The sequence below is a fragment of the Neoaquamicrobium sediminum genome (assembly GCF_013240295.1).
Lineage (GTDB): Bacteria > Pseudomonadota > Alphaproteobacteria > Rhizobiales > Rhizobiaceae > Aerobium > Aerobium sediminum.
The window spans coordinates 1,026,930-1,045,532 of sequence record NZ_JABETK010000002.1; the positions used below are offsets into that span (position 1 = coordinate 1,026,930).

Consider the following 18,603-nt stretch of genomic DNA (forward strand, 5'->3'; position numbering starts at 1 on the left):
ACGCTTAGCGGGAATAGAACTCGACGACGAGGTTGGGTTCCATCTGCACCGCGAACGGCACGTCGGCCAGGCCCGGCACGCGATTGAAGGTTGCGACCATCTTGTTGTGGTCGACCTCGATGTAGTCCGGCACGTCGCGCTCTGCGAGCTGAACCGACTCAAGCACGATGACGAGCTGCTTCGACTTCTCGCGAACCTCAATCACGTCGCCCGGCTTGCAGCGGTAGGAACCGATGTTCACCCGGCGGCCGTTGACGTTGACGTGGCCGTGGTTGACGAACTGGCGCGCGGCGAAGATCGTCGGCACGAACTTGGCGCGATAGACGACCGCGTCGAGGCGCGATTCGAGCAGGCCGATGAGGTTGTCCGGCGTATCGCCCTTGCGACGGTCGGCTTCCTCGTAGGTCTTGCGGAACTGCTTTTCGGAGATGTCGCCGTAATGACCCTTCAGCTTCTGCTTGGCGCGGAGCTGCAGGCCGAAGTCGGACATCTTGCCCTTGCGGCGCTGGCCGTGCTGGCCGGGGCCGTATTCACGACGGTTGACCGGGGACTTCGGGCGGCCCCAGATGTTCTCGCCCATGCGGCGATCGAGTTTATACTTGGCGGATTCGCGCTTGCTCATCGCATTTCCTCAAAAGTTGCGACCCGATGCTCACACATCGGATCAAGGAAACGCGCCCTCCTCTGGCCCCCTTTTTCGGAGCCTGACAGGGCATCCCACGCACGCTTTGCGAAGATGCCCACGGGACACGTCAGTGAACCGCCGGACATTGCTGCCCGGCGCTGGCGGTGGGATATGGCAAAGCCGGCTGTTTGTCAACGCGCCGCGCGCGTGGCGCAATCGAGCATTTCGCCATTGCAGTTCGCGGCTGGCGATCCTACACTTTTACCGTTCTCAGGGCGGGGTGGAAATCCCCACCGGCGGTATGCGGCGATTGCCGCGAGCCCGCGAGCGCCTTCCGCGAGGAAGGGTCAGCAGATCAGGTGAGATGCCTGGGCCGACGGTCATAGTCCGGATGAAAGAGAACGCACGGTCGAGGCTGGCGCAATGCGCATGGTCGCCGCCGTTCGTGATCGCCTTGGGTGACGTGTCTGTTTGCCAAAGGAGATCATTATGACACCCACCCGCTATGCCTTCATCAAAGCCAACTGGCACGCCGATATTGTCGAGCGTGCGCTGGAAGGTTTCTGCGAACTCGTTCCAGCCGACCAGGTGGACGTGTTCGACGTGCCCGGCGCCTTCGAAATGCCGCTGCTGGCACGAGACCTTGCCGCCAGCGGACGCTATTCGGCGGTCGCGGCGGCCGCTTTCGTTGTCGACGGCGGCATCTACCGCCACGAATTCGTTGCCCAGGCCGTGGTCGACGGGCTGATGCGCGCCGGCATGGACACCGGCATTCCGGTGCTCTCGGTGTCGCTGACCCCGCATCAGTATCAGGAGACCGATCACCATCGGGAGATCTATCGTGCGCACTTCGTCGAGAAGGGTCGCGAGGCGGCCCGGGCGGCCTTGATGATCGGCAGCACCCGCGCAGCGCTGGCCGCTCAGGGTCAGGCGGTGAAGGATGTCGCCGCCTGAAGCCCGAAGCCTCGCACCAGCTTCACGACCGAAGGTGCCGGAGACTGCGAGGTGAAGACGGCTATGTCCGGCTGCTCCGGCAATCCGTCCCGGCGCGGCCGGCCATCCCGACCGAGCAGCGACAGGGCGCGGCGGGCTATGGCCTCGGCCGGATCGATCCAGTCGACCGGCCACGGCGCCGTCTTGCGCATGCGATTGACGAGAAAGGGATAGTGCGTGCAGGCCAGCACGACGATATCCGTGCGCCTGCCGGCCTCCTCCATGAAGCAGGGGGCGATTTCGGCACGCACGGCCTCCTCGTCGACAAAACCCTCGCGCATATAAGTCTCGGCCAAGGCAGCGAGCCGGACGCTGCCGACCAGCCGGACATGGCATTTGGCTGCCCATTCATGGATGAGGTTGCGGGTGTACTGGCGCTTTACAGTGCCCGGCGTTGCGAGCACCGAGACCAGCCCGGAGCGGGTCCGCTCGGCTGCCGGCTTGATCGCCGGCACAGTGCCGACAAACGGCGTATCGGGGAATGCCGCCCGCAAGTCGGCAAGCACCAGCGTCGAAGCCGTGTTGCAGGCGATCACCGCGATTTCTGGATCGTGCTCGGCAATGAGTCGGGCAAACAGCTCGACGATGCGCGCCCGCAGGGCGTCCTCTTCCCAGTCGCCATAGGGAAACCCGGCATCGTCGGCGACATAGACGAAGCGGCGGTCCGGCATCAGCACCCGCGCCTCGCGCAGTACCGTCAATCCTCCGACGCCCGAATCGAACAGCAGGACCGGGCGCTCACTCACGGTCAGGCTCTCCGCTTTTGGCGCTGTCGGCGGCATGTGTCTTGGCGTCGGCAGTCGCCTTGCGCTCGGGATAGGCCGCACCGCGCGGCTCCTTCGGCGAGAAATAGTCGAGCGAGGAGATCACGCCCCTCAGTACCTTTATCTCGGCCTCTGCAAAGCCCGGGCGTGTCAGAACCGCGCGCAGATTGTCGACCATCTTCGGCTTCTTGGTCGGCGGACGGAAATAACCGCGCACCGACAGCGCCTCTTCCAGATGGTCGAAAAGCCCTTGAAGCGAAACCTTGGGCGCGGGGTTCATGCGCGGCCCCTCGAACGCGGTCTGCGTCTCGCTCTCCAGCCCGGATTTCATCCATTCATAGGACATCAGCAGCACCGCCTGCGCGATGTTGAGCGAGGCGAAGGCAGGGTTCACGGGAAAGGTCACGATCTCGTCGGCAAGGCCCACTTCGTCGTTGTAAAGTCCGAACCGCTCCCGCCCGAACAGGATGCCGGTCTTCTGGCCGCCCACGAAACGCTCGCGCAGGATCCGGCCGGCCTCCACCGGTCCGCGCACCGGCTTGAAGCCATCGCGCTCGCGGGCCGTGGTGGCGATCACATAGTTCAGGTCGGCAATTGCCTCCGGCAGCGCCGCAAACACGCTCACGCCGTCGATCACGTGGTCGGCCTTGGATGCGGCCGCTCGCGCCTTCTCGCTGGGCCAGCCATCGCGCGGATTGACGATGCGCAGCTCCGCGAGGCCAAAATTGGCCATGGCGCGCGCAACCATGCCGATATTCTCGCCGAGCTGCGGCTCGACGAGCACGATCGCCGGCCCTTCCTGGATCAACTGTTTCTCGCGCGCGGTGCCTGCCATTGTTCTCCCCGGCTTGAAAGCCTGCTCCAGTGGCACAGTTTGACGGAAAACGGAACGGGCTCAGCCAAGGATGAACCGCCGCATCGCGTCCGCCACCGTGTCCGGCTTCTCGTGCAGCACCCAATGGCTTGCGCCGGCAATCCGCTGAACGGTCAATCGCGGAGCAAAGCGATCGAGCCCTTCGAGACAGGCCGGAAGCAACGCCTGATCCGCCTCCCCCACAGCACCAGATGCGGCATCGGCACCGCGAATTGATCCTCCGGCATATCCATGATCATCGCGTGGCCGGTCGTCTCGCCGGGCGTCGGCACAACGAGGGGCGACGCGCGATACCAGTTCAGCATGCCGGTCAGCGCGCCCGGCTGTCGCCAGGCTTCGCGATAGGCCGCCTTCATCGCATCGTCGAAGAAATCGGCTGCGGAAAATCCCTCGACCATGCGGATCAGTCGCCGAAAATCGTCCTGCGACAAAAGCGCCTCCGCGTCTTCGGCGCGCAGCCGATGGATATACTGGCTGGCCTGCCGCTGGGCCTCGTCGTCGAGCAACGCGCGTTGAAAGCAGACCGGATGCACGCCATTGGCGATCACCAGATGCGAAACGCGGTCCGGATAGGCCATCGCATAGGCATAGGCGACCGATGCACCCCAGTCATGGCCGGCAAGCACGAAGGGGCGGCCCGGCGAAAGCCTGTCGGCGAGCGACGCGAGATCGCCGACCAGATGCTTCACGCGATAGCGCTCGACGCCTTCCGGCTTCGATGAAAGGTTGAAGCCGCGCTGATCGGGTGCCGCCACGCAAAAATCATCGGCCAGCGCAGCCATGACGTCGGCCCAGGCCGCCCAGTATTCGGGAAAGCCGTGCAGGCAGATCACCAGCGGCGCATCCGGTTCGCCCGCCATCGCCACGTTGAGCGAGACGGCACCGGCATCGTGTTGCAGGAAGCGGAATTCCATTCGTTTCCTCCACATGGCGCGCGGACCGCATTCGATCCGCCGCATGGCTTTGCCTTCCCGCCGCCCGATGTTATAGGGGCCGCATTTCCAGTTCGAAACCTGCGGGACGTTCCGTCCCCTCTCCCAGAAACGAGGCATTTCCTATGGCGAAGATCAAGGTGGAAAATCCGGTCGTCGAGCTCGACGGCGACGAGATGACCCGCATCATCTGGCAGTTCATCAAGGACAAGCTGATCCACCCCTATCTCGACCTTGATCTCGAATATTACGATCTGGGCATGGAAAACCGCGACGCCACCGACGACCAGGTGACGATCGACGCGGCCAACGCCATCAAGAAGCACGGCGTCGGCGTCAAGTGCGCCACCATCACGCCCGACGAGGCGCGCGTCGAGGAATTCGGCCTCAAGAAGATGTGGCGGTCGCCCAACGGCACGATCCGCAACATCCTCGGCGGCGTCATCTTCCGTGAGCCGATCATCTGCAAGAACGTACCGCGCCTCGTCCCCGGCTGGACCAAGCCGATCGTCGTCGGCCGTCACGCCTATGGCGACCAGTACCGCGCGACCGACTTCAAGTTCCCCGGCAAGGGCAAGCTGACGATGAAGTTCGTCGGAGAGGATGGCCAGGTCATCGAGCACGAAGTGTTCGAAGCGCCGGCAGCCGGCATCGCCATGGGCATGTACAACCTCGACGAATCGATCCGCGATTTCGCCCGCGCCTCGCTGAACTACGGCCTGCTGCGCGGCTGGCCGGTCTATCTGTCGACCAAGAACACCATCCTCAAGGTCTATGACGGCCGCTTCAAGGACATCTTCCAGGAGGTCTACGAGGAGGAGTTCGAGGCCGCCTTCAAGGAAAAGAAGATCTGGTACGAGCACCGCCTGATCGACGACATGGTGGCTGCAAGCCTCAAGTGGTCCGGCGGCTACATCTGGGCCTGCAAGAACTACGACGGCGACGTTCAGTCCGACACGGTCGCACAGGGCTTCGGCTCGCTCGGCCTGATGACCTCGGTGCTGATGACCCCGGACGGCAAGACGGTTGAGGCGGAAGCCGCCCACGGCACGGTGACCCGCCACTACCGCCAGCACCAAAAGGGCGAGGAGACCTCGACCAACTCGATCGCCTCGATCTTCGCCTGGACGCGTGGCCTCGCCCACCGCGCCAAGCTCGACGGCAACGAAGAGCTCAAGCGCTTCGCCGACACGCTGGAGACGGTCTGCATCCAGACGGTCGAATCCGGCTTCATGACGAAGGATCTCGCGCTGCTGATCGGCGCCGATCAACCGTGGCTGTCGACAACCGGCTTCCTCGACAAGATCGACGAGAACCTCCAGAAGGCGATGGCGTCGTAAGCGACGACCCACGATATTTGCGGAAAGGGCGGCCTCATGCCGCCCTTTTTGTTTCAGGCCGTGCAACTGCGGTTGGCTTGACTTGTGGCGGTTAGGACCGGCAGGCGGCTGTGTCGCTCAGCCGGTCTTGTGCGACAGGAAACGCCTGCCCTCCTTGCACATTCTACTCCGGTCGCGTGAGCCGAAGCACGGCACGGCTCATCACGTATCGCGCTTGCCGCGCTCCCTTCGCTGAAGATAATGGTAGGATGATCGCCGTGGCCTAAGCAACCTGCGGCGCGGAAACCATCAGGCAAAGCCCCATGAACTGGCGTGATACCGTTGGCCTGACATGGCGCCAGCACAGGGCGCTCGGCATCGCGTTCGTCATAGCCGGGGCGTTGACCCTTTTCTTCCTGGGCCGCACGATCGTCTTCTACACTTACTGGGCTACCCATCGAGAGGTGCCAATCGAAGACTGGATGACGGTCGGATACATCGCCCGCTCCTACGACATCGACCGCAGCCAGCTTCGCGGCATGCTTGGCCTTGAGGCGGACGAGCCGGACAGAAGAACCCTTGCTCGGATCGCCGATGATCGCGGGGTGCCGGTCACCACGCTGATCGATGAGATCGAAGCGGCTATAGCACGCGCGAAAGCCGAAGCGTCGTGATCGATCTGGTGACCGATCTGTATGTTTCCTACGGCCTCGTGGGCATGGCGATCACGCTGGCCGTCGCACAGTTCGGACTGCCACTGCCGACATCGATCGTGTTGATGAGCGTCGGCGCTCTGCTGGCCGCATCGGACCTCAGTGCCCTTGAGGTCTTCGGATGGGCAATCGGTGGCGCTGCCGCCGGCGACCAGGCTGGCTATCTCACCGGGCGACTACTCGGTGGCAGGCTCGAAAGGTTTGCCGGGCGCAGCGACTACATTGCATCTGGACTTTCCACCACCAGGCAGTTCTCCCGCCGATGGGGTCGCGCCAGCGTCTTCCTGAGTCGCTGGCTGGTCAGCCCGGCAGGGCCATGGATCAATCTAACCAGCGGAGCTGCCGGCATGCCATGGCCTGCCTTCACCCTATGGGGTCTCGGCGGCGAGGCGATCTGGGTGGCAGCGTACCTCACGCTGGGCTTTCTTTTCAGCAGCTACATCTCCGGAATCGCCGAAATGATCGCGAATGCTGGCTGGGCCATCGGTGCGCTTGTCGTGACAATTTTCATCGGCTGGCGGCTGTGGCACAGGATCGCCCCGGCAAGCACGGACCAGGGTCCAGAAAACTTGGACCCTGGCCCGGCATGACGGTGTAGGCGAGACTCAACCGGCCAGAGCAGCCTTGATCGCGGCGACGGCATCGGCAGCCTTCGAGCCGTCGGGGCCGCCGGCCTGCGCCATGTCGGGACGGCCGCCGCCGCCCTGCCCGCCGATCGCGGCGGAGGCCTGGCGTACCAGGTCGACAGCCGAGAACCGTCCGGTCAAATCGTCGGTGACGCCGACCACGACGCTGGCCTTGCCGTCATCCGAGGTGCCCACAAAGACCACGACGCCGGAGCCCAGCGACTTCTTGCCCTCGTCGGCGAGCGGCTTCAGGTCCCTGGGCGAAACGCCGGAAACGACGCGGCCGAGGAAACCGACGCCGCCCACACTTTCGCCCTCATTGCCGCCGCCTGCAGCGGACCCGCCGCCAAGCGCCAGCTTCTTGCGCGCCTCGGCCAGTTCCCGCTCCATCTTGCGACGTTCGTCGAGGACGGCTTCGAGACGCGAGACCACATCCGCCGGCGCGACCTTCAGCGCCGCAGCCGCTGCCTTGAGCCGCCGGTCCTGTTCGTCGAGGTGCAGGCGCGCGGCCTCGCCCGTCAGCGCTTCGATGCGGCGCACGCCCGATGCAACCGCGCCTTCCGACACCAGCCGCACGATGCCGATATCGCCGGTCGCCGAAACATGCGTTCCGCCGCAGAGCTCGACCGAATAGGGCTTGCTCGCCTTGTCGCCATGGAGTGCCGTGCCCATGCGCACGACCCGCACTTCGTCACCGTATTTCTCGCCAAACAGCGCCATGGCGCCTTCCGCGATCGCATCGTCGACAGCCATCAGCCGCGTCGTCACCGGCGCATTCTGCAGCACGATTTCGTTGGCGTAGGTCTCGATGCGCTCCAGCTCCGCGGCCGAAATTGGCTTGGGATGCGAGAAATCGAAGCGTAGCCTGTCGGGCGCGACGAGCGAGCCTTTCTGCGCCACATGGGTTCCCAGCACTTCGCGCAGCGCCTCGTGCACGAGATGGGTGGCCGAATGGTTGGCGCGGATCTTCGTGCGGCGCGCATGGTCGACCTTCATCTCGACCGACGCGCCCTTGGCGACGGTGCCAGAAACGACCCGCCCGGAATGAACGAAAACGCCGTCACCCTTCTTCTGGGTGTCGGTGATCTCGATCGAGAAGCCTTCGCCGGTCATCTTGCCGGTATCACCCACCTGGCCTCCGGATTCGCCATAGAACGGCGTCTGGTTGACGACGATGGCGACGTCCTCACCGGTCGCGACCGACGTCACCTCCTGCCCGTCCTTCACCAGTGCGGTTACGACGCCTTCCGCCGTTTCGGTATCGTAGCCGAGGAACTCGGTTGCCCCGACGCGGTCGCGCACGCCAAACCAGATCGTCTCGGTAGCCGCTTCGCCCGAACCGGCCCAGCTCGCGCGCGCCTCCGCCTTCTGGCGTTCCATCGCAGCATCGAAGCCAGCGGTATCGACCGCGATATCGCGCTGGCGCAGCGCGTCCTGCGTCAGGTCGAGCGGGAAACCATAGGTGTCGTAGAGCTTGAAGGCCGTCTCGCCGTCGAGCCGGTCGCCTGCGCCAAGCGTCTCCGTGGCATCGGCCAGAAGTCCGAGGCCGCGCGCCAGCGTCTTGCGGAAGCGCGTCTCTTCCAGCTTGAGCGTTTCGGTAATCAGCGCTTCGCCGCGCACTAACTCGGGATAGGCGCTGCCCATCTCGCGCACGAGCGCCGGCACCAGCTTGTACATCAACGGCTCCGACGCGCCCAGAAGCTGCGCGTGACGCATGGCGCGGCGCATGATGCGGCGAACGACATAGCCACGCCCCTCATTCGACGGCAGCACGCCGTCCGCTATGAGGAAGCAGGACGAACGCAGGTGATCGGCGATCACGCGGTACGATGCGACGTTGCCGGCCTCGGGCCGCTTGCCCAGCACCGATGCCGTGGCCTCGATCAGCCCCTTGAAAAGGTCCGTCTCGAAAACGCTATCGACCCCCTGAAGGATCGACGCCATGCGTTCCAGTCCCATGCCGGTGTCGATCGACGGGCGCGGCAGCGGCACCTGGACGCCGGGCTCCGGCTGGTCAAACTGCATGAAGACCAGGTTCCAGAACTCGAGGAAACGGTCGCCATCTTCTTCAGGCGATCCGGGCGGACCGCCCCAGATGTGTTCGCCGCGGTCGATGAAGATTTCCGAGCACGGGCCGCACGGGCCGGTATCCCCCATCGCCCAGAAATTGTCGCTGGTGGCGATACGAATGATGCGGTCGTCGGAAAAGCCGGCGATCTTCTTCCAGTGGTCGGCTGCTTCGTCGTCGGTGTGGTATACCGTGACCAGCAGCTTGTCTTTCGACAGCCCGAAATCCTTGGTGATCAGGTTCCAGGCAAGCTCGATGGCCTGTTCCTTGAAATAGTCGCCGAACGAGAAATTGCCGAGCATCTCGAAGAAGGTGAGATGCCGCGCGGTGTAGCCGACATTGTCGAGGTCGTTGTGCTTGCCGCCGGCGCGCACGCTCTTCTGCGCCGTCGTGGCGCGCGAATAAGGCCGAGACTCCAGCCCGGTGAAGACATTCTTGAACTGCACCATGCCGGCATTCGTGAACATCAGCGTCGGGTCGTTGCGCGGCACGAGCGGCGATGATGCCACCACCTCGTGTCCGTTCTTCCGGAAATAGTCGAGAAAGGTCGACCGGATGTCGTTGACGCCACTCATGCTCATGCCTTCGTGAAGGGGCCGCAACCCGCCGCGGCCTTGGATCGGATGTGGGTTTGGCTTTTAGCGCTGCCGAATCCGACTGTCCAGAAATCCCGCACCAACCAGCCACGACAACGAAACAACCGCCGGCAGGGTCTGCCGGCGGTTGCGGTAACAATAACAGGATGACGGCGTGTCCGGACTACATGCCGGAAGCCTCGTCGATTTCATTGCCGTCCTGGTCGCCCGGCCCGCCATTCTCCAGGAATTTTTCCGCGATCAGGCCGGCATTCTGGCGCAGCGCCAGCTCGATTTCGATCGCCGTATCGGGATTGTCGCGCAGGAACTGCTTGGCGTTCTCCCGGCCTTGACCCAGGCGCTGCGAATTGTAGGAGAACCAGGCGCCCGACTTCTCGACGATGCCGGCCTTGACGCCAAGGTCGATCAGCTCGCCGGTCTTCGACACGCCCTCTCCATACATGATGTCGAATTCGACCTGTTTGAAGGGCGGCGCCAGCTTGTTCTTGACCACCTTGACACGGGTCTGGTTGCCGACCACCTCGTCACGATCCTTCACCGCGCCGATGCGGCGGATATCGAGACGCACCGAGGCATAGAACTTGAGCGCGTTGCCGCCGGTCGTGGTCTCGGGCGAGCCGAACATGACACCGATCTTCATGCGGATCTGGTTGATGAAGATGACCATCGTGTTGGAGCGCGAGATCGAAGCGGTCAGCTTGCGCAGCGCCTGGCTCATTAGGCGAGCCTGCAGGCCGGGCAGCGAATCGCCCATCTCGCCCTCGATTTCGGCGCGCGGCGTCAGTGCTGCGACCGAGTCCACCACGAGCACGTCGATCGCGCCGGAGCGCACCAGCGTGTCGCAGATTTCCAGCGCCTGCTCGCCGGTGTCGGGCTGCGAGATCAGCAGGTTCTCGAGGTCCACGCCCAGCTTGCGCGCATAGACCGGGTCGAGTGCATGCTCGGCGTCGACGAAGGCGCAGATGCCGCCCTTCTTCTGCGCTTCGGCCACCGTGTGCAGCGCCATCGTCGTCTTACCGGAGCTTTCCGGCCCGTAAATCTCGATGATGCGCCCCTTGGGCAGTCCGCCCACGCCAAGCGCGATGTCGAGCCCCAGCGAGCCGGTCGACACCGTTTCGATCTCGACCACCTGCTCGTTCGCACCGAGCCGCATGATCGAACCCTTGCCGAACGCGCGCTCGATCTGCGAGAGCGCTGCATCCAGAGCCTTTGATTTGTCCACCGAACCGTCCTCAACAAGCCGCAATGAATTTTGAGCCATGATACCTTACCCCTTGGTCTTGAGCGAAGCCGGTCAGTCCGGTGTCCCTGAAATTTTTGTACCTTTTTTGTTCACGTTTGGCAAGGGGTATCAAATTATTGAAATGGAATGATTTTCTGAATACGTTCCATTTTTGTCCAATCCCGTTGCTCTCGGCAGACCCTTACATTCCCAAAGATATTTCGCTGCCGGTAGCGGGCTTCCTGCATGGTCCGATTCGCCCGATCCCGCTTGCCGGGATGACGCGCGCCTCCTAGTGTCGCGGCTCTTCGATCCAACATGTCTCCAATCATGAACCGCCCCAGACTCTTCGCCGCCGGAGCGGCTCACATCGACCGCCGCGGCCGTCTTGCCGGCGCCTACGTACCTGCGGCGTCCAATCCCGGGACCATGAGCGAGGAAGTCGGCGGCGGCGCCTTCAACGCCTTGCGCAATGCCGTCCGCCACGGCGTCGACGGTTCGATCCTGTCGCTGCGCGGCGGCGACGTGGCCGCAGACGCCGTCGCCCGTGCGATCGCCGACGTTTCGGTGGAGGATCTGTCGGCAGTCTTCCTCGACAGGACGACGCCGAGCTACACCGCATTGATCGATGCCGAAGGCGAACTGATCGCGGGCTTCGCCGACATGAGCCTCTACGATATCGGCTTTCCGAAACAGGTCCGCCGCAGCAAGGTGCGCCATGCGGTGTCAGGTGCGGATGCCGTCTTGTGCGAGGCCAACATGCCCGCAACAGCGGCCGAGGCGCTGGTCAATCACGCCGGCAGCCTACCGGTTTTTGCAATCGGCATATCACCGGCCAAGGTCGGGCGCCTCGCGGGCGTTCTGGCGCGGCTTTCGTGCCTGTTCATGAATGCCAACGAGGCGCGCACGCTTGCAGGTCTCGAGAGCGGCGCGAATATTGTCGAGGCGGCGCGGGTTCTGCGCGGCAAAGGACTCGCCCGTGGCGTGATCACATCCGGCGGCGCACCGCTGACGGCGTTCGACCCCGGCGGCATTTTCACCATCGCTCCCTCCCCTGCACGCTTCGTAGCCGACGTCACCGGAGCGGGAGATGCAATCGCCGGCGTGACGGTGGCCCACCTGATGCGCGGCCTCGGCTTCGCCGAAGCGCTTCGCCACGGCATGGCCGCTGCCCGGCTGACAGTCGAGGCATCGCAGGTGGTGGCGTATTATGACGACGAGGCATTCGAGGCGGCACTTGCGCTTGTCGGACACCCCGCACCCATGGCATGAGCGCCTCGAACAAGGAGACCCGCATGCCGACCCCCGAACATATCGATGTCGCCCCCGAGGTTGCCGCAGCGCTCGCCGGTGGTGGCGCCGTGGTGGCGCTTGAAAGCACCATCATCACCCACGGCATGCCCTGGCCGCAGAACAATGCCATGGCGGCGCGGGTGGAAGAGATCATCCGCGAGGAAGGCGCGACCCCGGCAACCATCGCGGTGGTGGACGGACGCCTGAAGATAGGCCTGTCGGCAACCGAACGCGAGGCGCTTGCCCAGACGCAGGGCGCGCTGAAGCTGTCGCGCGCCGATCTGGCCTTCGCGGTCGCCGAGGGGCGCACCGGCGGCACGACGGTCGCCGCGACCATGATCGCGGCGCACATGGCCGGGATTTCCGTGTTCGCCACAGGCGGCATCGGCGGCGTGCACAAGGGGGCCGAAAAGAGCTTCGACATTTCGGCCGATCTCGATGAGCTCTCGCGCACGCCCGTCATCGTGGTTTCCGCCGGCGCCAAGGCGATACTCGACATCGAAAAGACGCTGGAGGTGCTGGAGACGCGGGGCGTACCCGTGGTTGGTTTCGGCACAGACGTGATGCCGGCCTTCTGGTCGCGCACCTCGCCCTTTCCTGCACCGCTGCGGCTGGACAGTGCGGAAGCGATCGCGCGGTTCCAGCGCACGCGAGGCGAGCTCGGCATCTCCGGTGGCATGCTGATCGCCAATCCTGTGCCGGAGGAAGCCGAAATCCCCGCCGATGTCATGGCGGTCCACATTGCTGCGGCCCAGGCCGAGCTCGATAAAAAGGGCGTCACCGGCAAGGCAGTGACGCCCTATCTTCTGTCGCGGATGCTGGACCTGACGGACGGCGCGAGCCTTGCGACCAACATCGCACTGGTCGAGAACAACGCCCGCCTGGCCGCCCGGATCGCGAAGGCCCTGTAGCCGGGCCTCCGCGTCGCCGGTCAGGAAATCGGCACGAGGTGGATCTCGACGCGGCGGTTCTGCGCGCGTCCGTCCGGCGTGTCGTTGCCGGCGACCGGCTGAGACGCGCCGAAGCCGTTGATCGCGAAGCGACGTCCATCGACACCCTGCTGGCCCAGATAGGTCGCCACTGAGGAAGCACGGCGCTGCGACAGGCCGAGATTATGCTGCGCGCTGCCGGTGGAGTCCGTGTGGCCGTTGATGTCGACCAGCGTGCGATTGTACTTGTTGAGCACCAGGGCCACGGCGTTGAGCGTGTTGTAGAATGCCGGCGTCACCTGGTCCTGGTCGGTGGCGAAGGTGATGTTTGACGGCATGTTGAGCACGATGTTGTTGCCCTGCCGGGTAACCGACACGCCGGTGCCCTGCAGGTAGCCGCGCAGTTCCGCTTCCTGCTGGTCCATGTAGCCGCCGATCGCGCCGCCTGCCAGCGCGCCGATGCCCGCGCCGATCAGCGCGTTGCGGCGGTCGTCGCCGCCAGCCAGCGTGCCCAGTCCCGCGCCCGCCAGCGCGCCGAGCGCCGCGCCGCCTGCGGTACGTGAAACCTGCTGTTCGCCGGTATAGGGGTTGGTGGTGCAGCCGGCCAGAAACACACCGGCAGCCATGCCGATCATCATCTTCTTCATGTGAATACCCTCTCCTGAATGTCGCGATTCCGCGAATCCCGGCTCGTTCTAGCACAGATTAAGGCAAAATCCCGGCCTGCGGCCCTTGTTCAGTCGCGCGGCCCGCAGGCAATCATTACAAGGCCGGCGAGCAGCAGCATTGTCCCCGCCAATTCGCGCAAACCGACCCGCCGCAGCTCGATGCCGAAGGCGCCGACATGGTCGTAGGCGAGTGCCGCCAGCAACTGCCCGCACACGACCGCAGTGGCGAAGGCCGCAACGCCGATGCGCGGCACCGCGTAAAGCGTCAGCAGAAGCAGCCCGGTTCCAATAAGGCCGCCCGCCCACAGCCAGACGGGCATGCTCACGACTGCGCCCAGCCGGGGCACGCCGGTTCCTGCGAGCACACCGGCTGCCAGAAGCACGCAAAGGCCGACGGCAAAGGCGACGGTCGCGGCCTGTATCGGCCCGCCGGCGTGAAACGCGATACGCGTAAGAATTGGCCCCTGCGCGGAAAGCAGCGCGCCCGCGGCGAATGCCAGCAGCACCAGCCACGGATGCTGCATCCTCAGAGAGCCTTGTACATGATGGTCGTGCCGTCGAGCTTGTCGGCGGTAAAGGGATCGCGGCAGAAGTTCGGGATCACGCCGACCGTCTGATAGCCGAGCGAAGCGTACAGCGGCTCGGCGCGGTCGCCGGTGCGGGTGTCGAGCGTCAGCAGGCTGCGCCTGAGCAGGCGGGCGTGCGCTTCCAGCTTGGCCATCAAGGCGCGCGCAAGGCCGCGGCGGCGGAAGTCCGGGTGCACCAGCAGCTTGCGCACCTCGGCGCGGTGCGGCTGGTTCGGCGGCGTGTCGTGGTCGAGCTGGACACTGCCGGCAATCCGGCCTTCCGCTTCAGCCACGAGAAGCAGCGAGGAGCCCGCAGCAACACCCGGCAGAACCTTTCCGCGCCAGAATGCCTCGGCATCGTCTATCGAAAACGGCATGATGAAACTGATGCTCGCGCCATCATGCACGCAGGCCCGCAGCAGGGCGGAGAATTCACCGATGCGCCGTTCAAGCATGGCTGCATCGCAGGCAAGGATTTCGAATCGGTGGTCTGTCATTCGCCTGTCTCACACCATGAAGAGAACGTAACGCGCCCCGCTTTCTCGCGGAGTCACGAAGCTGCTTGCCCCGAAAAGCTGGTAGCGCAGGCAATCCCCGGGCGTGAGACTGTGGCTTCGCCCTTCGACGGTGACCTCGAGAGCCCCCTCCAGCAGGTAGAGGTGATGCTCCATGCCTTGCCGCGGCGGTCCGTCATAGTCGAGCCGGGTCGCAGGCTCGAGCTGACACTCAAGCGCCTCTCCCGTCAGATTGGTGGCTGGCGGCGAGACCGAGCGGCGGAGAAAGCCCGCCTCCGCGTCGTTCCAAACCGGCTGTTCCGCCTGCCGCACGACCGGCGCAAATCCCTCTTCCACCATCAGCATCAATCGTGAAAGCGTCATCCCGTAAGCCGAGCAGAGCCGTCCGAGCACGGCCGTGGTCGGGCTGGTCTCGCCATTTTCCAGGCGCGACAGTGTCGCACGGCTGACCTCGCTGCGCGCCGCCAGTTCATCAAGCGACCAGCCACGCTCGCCACGCAGCGCCTTCAGCCGCTGCGCAATCAATTGATCGACCGAATCCGCCATGTTCCGCGCATCTCTCATAAAGGAGAATATTTCCCGAATATGAGATGCAGTCAAGTGGCCGGGCTGTAGACGTACTGTTATGCCTCTGCGGTTGGAAGGTGCTGAACCAGTCGTTCCACTGCCTGGTCCGCGGCATCCTGAAACGGCTCCAGCACCAAGTCCGCGCCCGCAGCGATCAGTGCCGGCACTTCCTGCGCCTTGTGCGAAGTCAGCGCGATCCGCCCGCCATATCCACTGGCCCTCAGCGCGCCGACAAGCTGCAGTCGTGCATCGTCATGCGTAACACCGGTCTCATGGGCCGGCGTCGAAGACACCACGATATCGGTGTGTTCCAGCGGCAGCGACGCCAGGAACTCGGCATCGCTGGCATCCCCGAACTCGGCATCCATGCCCAAGGCCCGCGCCTGTCGCACGGCCTGCGGATTGAAGTCTATGCCCAGAACCTTCGCGCCTGTCGCAGCCAGCCGCGACCCTATCGCCGTGCCAAAGCGGCCGAGCCCGAAAAGGATGACGTCGTAGCGTGTACCGGTTGTCGAATCCGCTGCCTGATCGCGATGCGACGTCCGCCGCTCGAAAGGCCACAAGAACGGTTCGCAAAGTGCGTAGAGCCGGTGCGAATAGGTGATCATGTAGGTGGAAAGCGCGATGGTCACGATGCCGATCAGCGTGACGAGCCCCAGTATCGAGGCATCGAGATGGCCGAGTGACACCCCCATGGCAATAAAGATCAAGGAGAACTCGCTGATCTGCGCCACCGTCAGGCCAGCCAGAAATCCGGTGCGCTTGCGAAATCCCATCGCCCCCATGATCGCCAGGACGACGAGCGGGTTGCCGACAAGCACGAACAGCGAAAACAGGAACGCGGCCGGCAGGTCGGAACCGAGCTGCCCGATGTCGAGCCCCGTGCCCAGCGCGATGAAAAAGAACAGCAGAAGGAAATCCCGCAGCGGTGCCAGCCGGGCACCGATCGCGTCGCGAAACCGTGTCGAGGCGAGCGCGACGCCGGCCAGCAGCCCGCCGAGTTCCTTGCCGAAACCCGCCGCCTCCCCGATTGCCGCGAAGCATGCAGCTAACGCGATCGCGTAACAGATCAGCAGTTCGGGCGCGCTTGCCATGCGCTCGGTCAGAGGGTCTGCGATAAAACGGACGAAAACGAGCACGAAGGCCACCAGCACGACGCCGCTTGCCACCACGCGAAGGATCGCGCCTACACCGCCGGCCTCGCCGCCGCTGGCCGTCCCCACGCCGACGGCGGAAAGCACGATCATCGCGAGCACGACCACCAGGTCCTGCACGATCAGGAAGCCGAGCGCGACCTGTCCATGCAGCGAATCGATCTCGCGCTTGTCGGAAAGAAGCTTCACGATGATGATGGTGCTCGAAAACGTGAGCGCCACGGCAATGTAGAGGCTTTCCGTCGGCGAATAGCCGAGCGCCAGACCGATGGCAAAGCCGATCACGGAGGTGAACACCACCTGCCCCAGGCCTGTCGTCAGCGAGACGACGCCCAGCGAGCGGATCAGCTTCACGTCGAGCTTGATGCCGACCAGGAAAAGCAGCACCGCCACGCCGAGCTCGGCGAGCAGCTCGATTTCGGCATGCGAGCGTACGAGGTCGAATGCCGAAGGCCCTGCCGCAAGCCCGACAGCGATGAAGCTGACGATCAGCGGTTGGCGCAGCAGCACACCGACCAGCCCCACCGCCGCGGCAACGGCAAGCAACAGGGCGATTTCGCCGAAGGCGGAATACTCCATGGTCATGTCCATTTCTTTGCCCGTGGGCCGTTTGTCGCAACTAAGCCAAAGGCTGGGGCAGCTTTTCGAAGGTGCCGAACTGAAACTGCTGCACCGCGCCCCATGGCGTCGTGTGCTCATTCCTGCGTGTCGAGATCAGCGAGAACCCCTCGCCCAGCACAGCCCGAAGGCTCGCCGCGTCGTGACGCGCCACCGGCAGGCCGCTGCATTTTTCGGGACCGTCCGGCGCAAAAGTTCCGATCACGGCCCTGCCGCCCGTCTTCAAGGCGCGCGCCATCACCCGAACATAGGCTCGCTGATCTTCAGGATCCGTCAGGAAATGAAACGCCGCACGGTCATGCCAGAGGTCATAGGACCGCTTCGGCTGCCATTCTGTCACATCTCCAGCGACCCATTCGACATTCCCGGCGCCGGCCAGTCTCTTCTTCGCGGTGTCGAGCGCCGCTGCAGAAAGATCCAGAATGGTAATGTGCGCCTGCTTGCTCGCCACCGACGCGTCGACGAGGCGCGACGTGCCGCCGCCAATGTCGACGACAGCCATCTCGGGCCGCAGGCCGGCCTCGCCGAGCAAAGCCAGCGATAGCGCCGGGGCGTCTTCGTGCCAGCTTAGCTGGTTCTCTTCCTTGCTTGTGTAGACCCTCTGCCAATGCGCCTGTCGCTCGCTCATGGCCCCTCTCCTGTTACGCCTAGCTACCGCCCGAAATCGACTTTGCACAAGGCATCCTCGCTCGAATCGGCTATGTTGCCCACCAGGTGCCGCCCGCGCCTCCACCCTCCCGACGGGGAAGCATTTTTCATGCAGGGCGACGAACCCTCGAACCGACTGGTCGAGCACCCGCATAAGGAGGGATTGCAGGCATCGCTCGCATCAGGAGGTTTGTCCGATGATCCTTTCGGCACCGATTTATCGTCTCAAGCGCAATGCGCGGCTGCTGGCGCGCGATCAACGCATTCCACTTCACGCCGCCCTCGACAGGGTCGCTCATGGCGAAGGCTATTCAAGCTGGAGCCTGCTTGCCGCCCGTGCGGCCAGGCCGACGGCGGGATTATCCGCGCGGCTGAACGCCGGCGATCTCGTCCTGCTGGGCGCGCGCCCCGGTCAGGGCAAGACCCTGCTCGGCCTCGAGCTTGCCATTGAGGCCATGAAAGCGGCACGCCGCGCCTTCTTCTTCTCGCTCGAATACAACGAACGCGACGTAATCGACCGGTTTCGCGCATTGGGCACCAACCCGTCGCTCTATGCGGACCTCTTTGTGTTCGACGGCTCGGACGAGATTTGCGCCGACCACATCATCGCCAGGCTGGCAGACGCGCCGCGCGGCACCCTTGCGGTGATCGACTATCTGCAACTGCTGGATCAGAAACGCACCAACCCGGAACTGGCGGTGCAGGTAGCGGCATTGAAATCCTTCGCAGATCGGCGAGGCTTGACCATTGTCGTTCTTTCCCAGATCGACCGTGCCTACGACCCGGCAGAAAAACCTTTTCCCGACGCCGCTGACATCCGGCTACCGAACCCGCTCGACCTGACGCTGTTCGATCGGATGTGCTTCCTGAACGCCGGTCGCATCCACCTCGGGGAAACAGGCCGAAGCTGACC

The 18,603-nt window shown here is 64.3% G+C and carries 19 protein-coding genes and 1 riboswitch; of the genes, 7 read left to right on the plus strand and 12 right to left on the minus strand.

Going from position 1 to position 18,603, the window contains the following annotated elements:
- Positions 1-4: 4 nt before the first annotated feature.
- Entirely contained in the window at positions 5-622 is a 618-nt protein-coding gene (gene rpsD, locus HK436_RS16955; RefSeq protein ID WP_173191654.1) for a 30S ribosomal protein S4, read from the minus strand.
- Between the two features lie 265 nt (positions 623-887).
- Positions 888-1,032, plus strand: a riboswitch (FMN riboswitch).
- A gap of 82 nt (positions 1,033-1,114) precedes the next feature.
- Here rpsD and HK436_RS16960 point away from each other — a divergent pair.
- Positions 1,115-1,579, plus strand: a complete 465-nt coding sequence (locus HK436_RS16960) for a 6,7-dimethyl-8-ribityllumazine synthase (protein WP_173191656.1) — start codon at positions 1,115-1,117, stop codon at positions 1,577-1,579.
- On the opposite strand, the gene murI is transcribed toward HK436_RS16960, so the two are convergent.
- From murI to HK436_RS16975, 3 genes are all read right to left on the minus strand, one after another.
- A complete protein-coding gene (gene murI, locus HK436_RS16965; protein WP_173191658.1) occupies positions 1,552-2,364 on the minus strand; it encodes a glutamate racemase in 813 nt (270 codons plus the stop codon). The two genes, HK436_RS16960 and murI, sit on opposite strands and share 28 nt — an antisense overlap.
- The gene (locus HK436_RS16970) at positions 2,357-3,217 is read right to left on the minus strand and encodes an RNA methyltransferase (protein WP_173191660.1); all 861 of its coding nucleotides are present in this window, start codon (positions 3,215-3,217) and stop codon (positions 2,357-2,359) included. The genes murI and HK436_RS16970 overlap by 8 nt, the downstream gene beginning before the upstream one ends.
- Positions 3,218-3,369: 152 nt before the next feature.
- Positions 3,370-4,170, minus strand: coding sequence for an alpha/beta fold hydrolase (locus tag HK436_RS16975; protein ID WP_173191662.1), 801 nt, complete (start codon positions 4,168-4,170; stop codon positions 3,370-3,372).
- Between the two features lie 143 nt (positions 4,171-4,313).
- On the opposite strand from HK436_RS16975, the gene HK436_RS16980 reads away from it, so the two are divergent.
- The 3 genes from HK436_RS16980 to HK436_RS16990 all read left to right on the plus strand — a co-directional run bounded on the left by HK436_RS16980 (position 4,314) and on the right by HK436_RS16990 (position 6,810).
- The gene (locus HK436_RS16980) at positions 4,314-5,528 is read left to right on the plus strand and encodes an NADP-dependent isocitrate dehydrogenase (protein WP_173191664.1); all 1,215 of its coding nucleotides are present in this window, start codon (positions 4,314-4,316) and stop codon (positions 5,526-5,528) included.
- A 302-nt stretch (positions 5,529-5,830) separates the two neighbouring features.
- Positions 5,831-6,181: a hypothetical protein gene (locus HK436_RS16985; protein ID WP_173191666.1), complete on the plus strand. Its 351-nt coding sequence runs from the start codon at positions 5,831-5,833 to the stop codon at positions 6,179-6,181.
- Entirely contained in the window at positions 6,178-6,810 is a 633-nt protein-coding gene (locus HK436_RS16990) for a DedA family protein (protein WP_173191668.1), read from the plus strand. The genes HK436_RS16985 and HK436_RS16990 overlap by 4 nt, the downstream gene beginning before the upstream one ends.
- Positions 6,811-6,825: 15 nt before the next feature.
- Here HK436_RS16990 and alaS read toward each other — a convergent pair whose 3' ends face one another.
- Both alaS and recA read right to left on the minus strand, forming a co-directional pair.
- Positions 6,826-9,489, minus strand: coding sequence for an alanine--tRNA ligase (gene alaS / locus HK436_RS16995; protein ID WP_173191670.1), 2,664 nt, complete (start codon positions 9,487-9,489; stop codon positions 6,826-6,828).
- Positions 9,490-9,673: 184 nt separating this feature from the next.
- A complete protein-coding gene (gene recA, locus HK436_RS17000) occupies positions 9,674-10,771 on the minus strand; it encodes a recombinase RecA (protein ID WP_173191672.1) in 1,098 nt (365 codons plus the stop codon).
- A gap of 291 nt (positions 10,772-11,062) precedes the next feature.
- Between recA and HK436_RS17005 the strand changes: the two genes are divergently transcribed.
- Positions 11,063-12,004 carry a carbohydrate kinase family protein gene (locus tag HK436_RS17005; RefSeq protein WP_173191674.1) on the plus strand — a complete coding sequence of 314 codons (942 nt, stop codon included), beginning with the start codon at positions 11,063-11,065 and terminating at the stop codon, positions 12,002-12,004.
- A gap of 23 nt (positions 12,005-12,027) precedes the next feature.
- On the plus strand, positions 12,028-12,936 hold the full coding sequence (locus tag HK436_RS17010) for a pseudouridine-5'-phosphate glycosidase (RefSeq protein ID WP_244649010.1): 909 nt from the start codon (positions 12,028-12,030) through the stop codon (positions 12,934-12,936).
- Positions 12,937-12,956: 20 nt separating this feature from the next.
- Here the strand turns inward: HK436_RS17010 and HK436_RS17015 are convergent, their stop codons facing one another.
- The 6 genes from HK436_RS17015 to HK436_RS17040 form a co-directional block, all read right to left on the minus strand.
- Positions 12,957-13,601, minus strand: coding sequence for a YiaD family glycine zipper/OmpA-like lipoprotein (locus tag HK436_RS17015; protein WP_173191678.1), 645 nt, complete (start codon positions 13,599-13,601; stop codon positions 12,957-12,959).
- Positions 13,602-13,690: 89 nt separating this feature from the next.
- The gene (locus HK436_RS17020) at positions 13,691-14,146 is read right to left on the minus strand and encodes a DMT family transporter (protein WP_173191680.1); all 456 of its coding nucleotides are present in this window, start codon (positions 14,144-14,146) and stop codon (positions 13,691-13,693) included.
- Between the two features lie 2 nt (positions 14,147-14,148).
- A complete protein-coding gene (locus tag HK436_RS17025; protein ID WP_173191682.1) occupies positions 14,149-14,685 on the minus strand; it encodes a GNAT family N-acetyltransferase in 537 nt (178 codons plus the stop codon).
- Positions 14,686-14,694: 9 nt separating this feature from the next.
- Entirely contained in the window at positions 14,695-15,249 is a 555-nt protein-coding gene (locus HK436_RS17030) for a helix-turn-helix domain-containing protein (protein ID WP_173191684.1), read from the minus strand.
- A 77-nt stretch (positions 15,250-15,326) separates the two neighbouring features.
- A complete protein-coding gene (locus tag HK436_RS17035; RefSeq protein ID WP_206680535.1) occupies positions 15,327-17,009 on the minus strand; it encodes a cation:proton antiporter in 1,683 nt (560 codons plus the stop codon).
- Positions 17,010-17,043: 34 nt separating this feature from the next.
- On the minus strand, positions 17,044-17,670 hold the full coding sequence (locus tag HK436_RS17040; protein WP_173191688.1) for a class I SAM-dependent methyltransferase: 627 nt from the start codon (positions 17,668-17,670) through the stop codon (positions 17,044-17,046).
- A gap of 217 nt (positions 17,671-17,887) precedes the next feature.
- On the opposite strand from HK436_RS17040, the gene HK436_RS17045 reads away from it, so the two are divergent.
- The gene (locus HK436_RS17045) at positions 17,888-18,601 is read left to right on the plus strand and encodes a DNA helicase (protein ID WP_173191690.1); all 714 of its coding nucleotides are present in this window, start codon (positions 17,888-17,890) and stop codon (positions 18,599-18,601) included.
- The last annotated feature ends 2 nt before the right edge of the window (positions 18,602-18,603 follow it).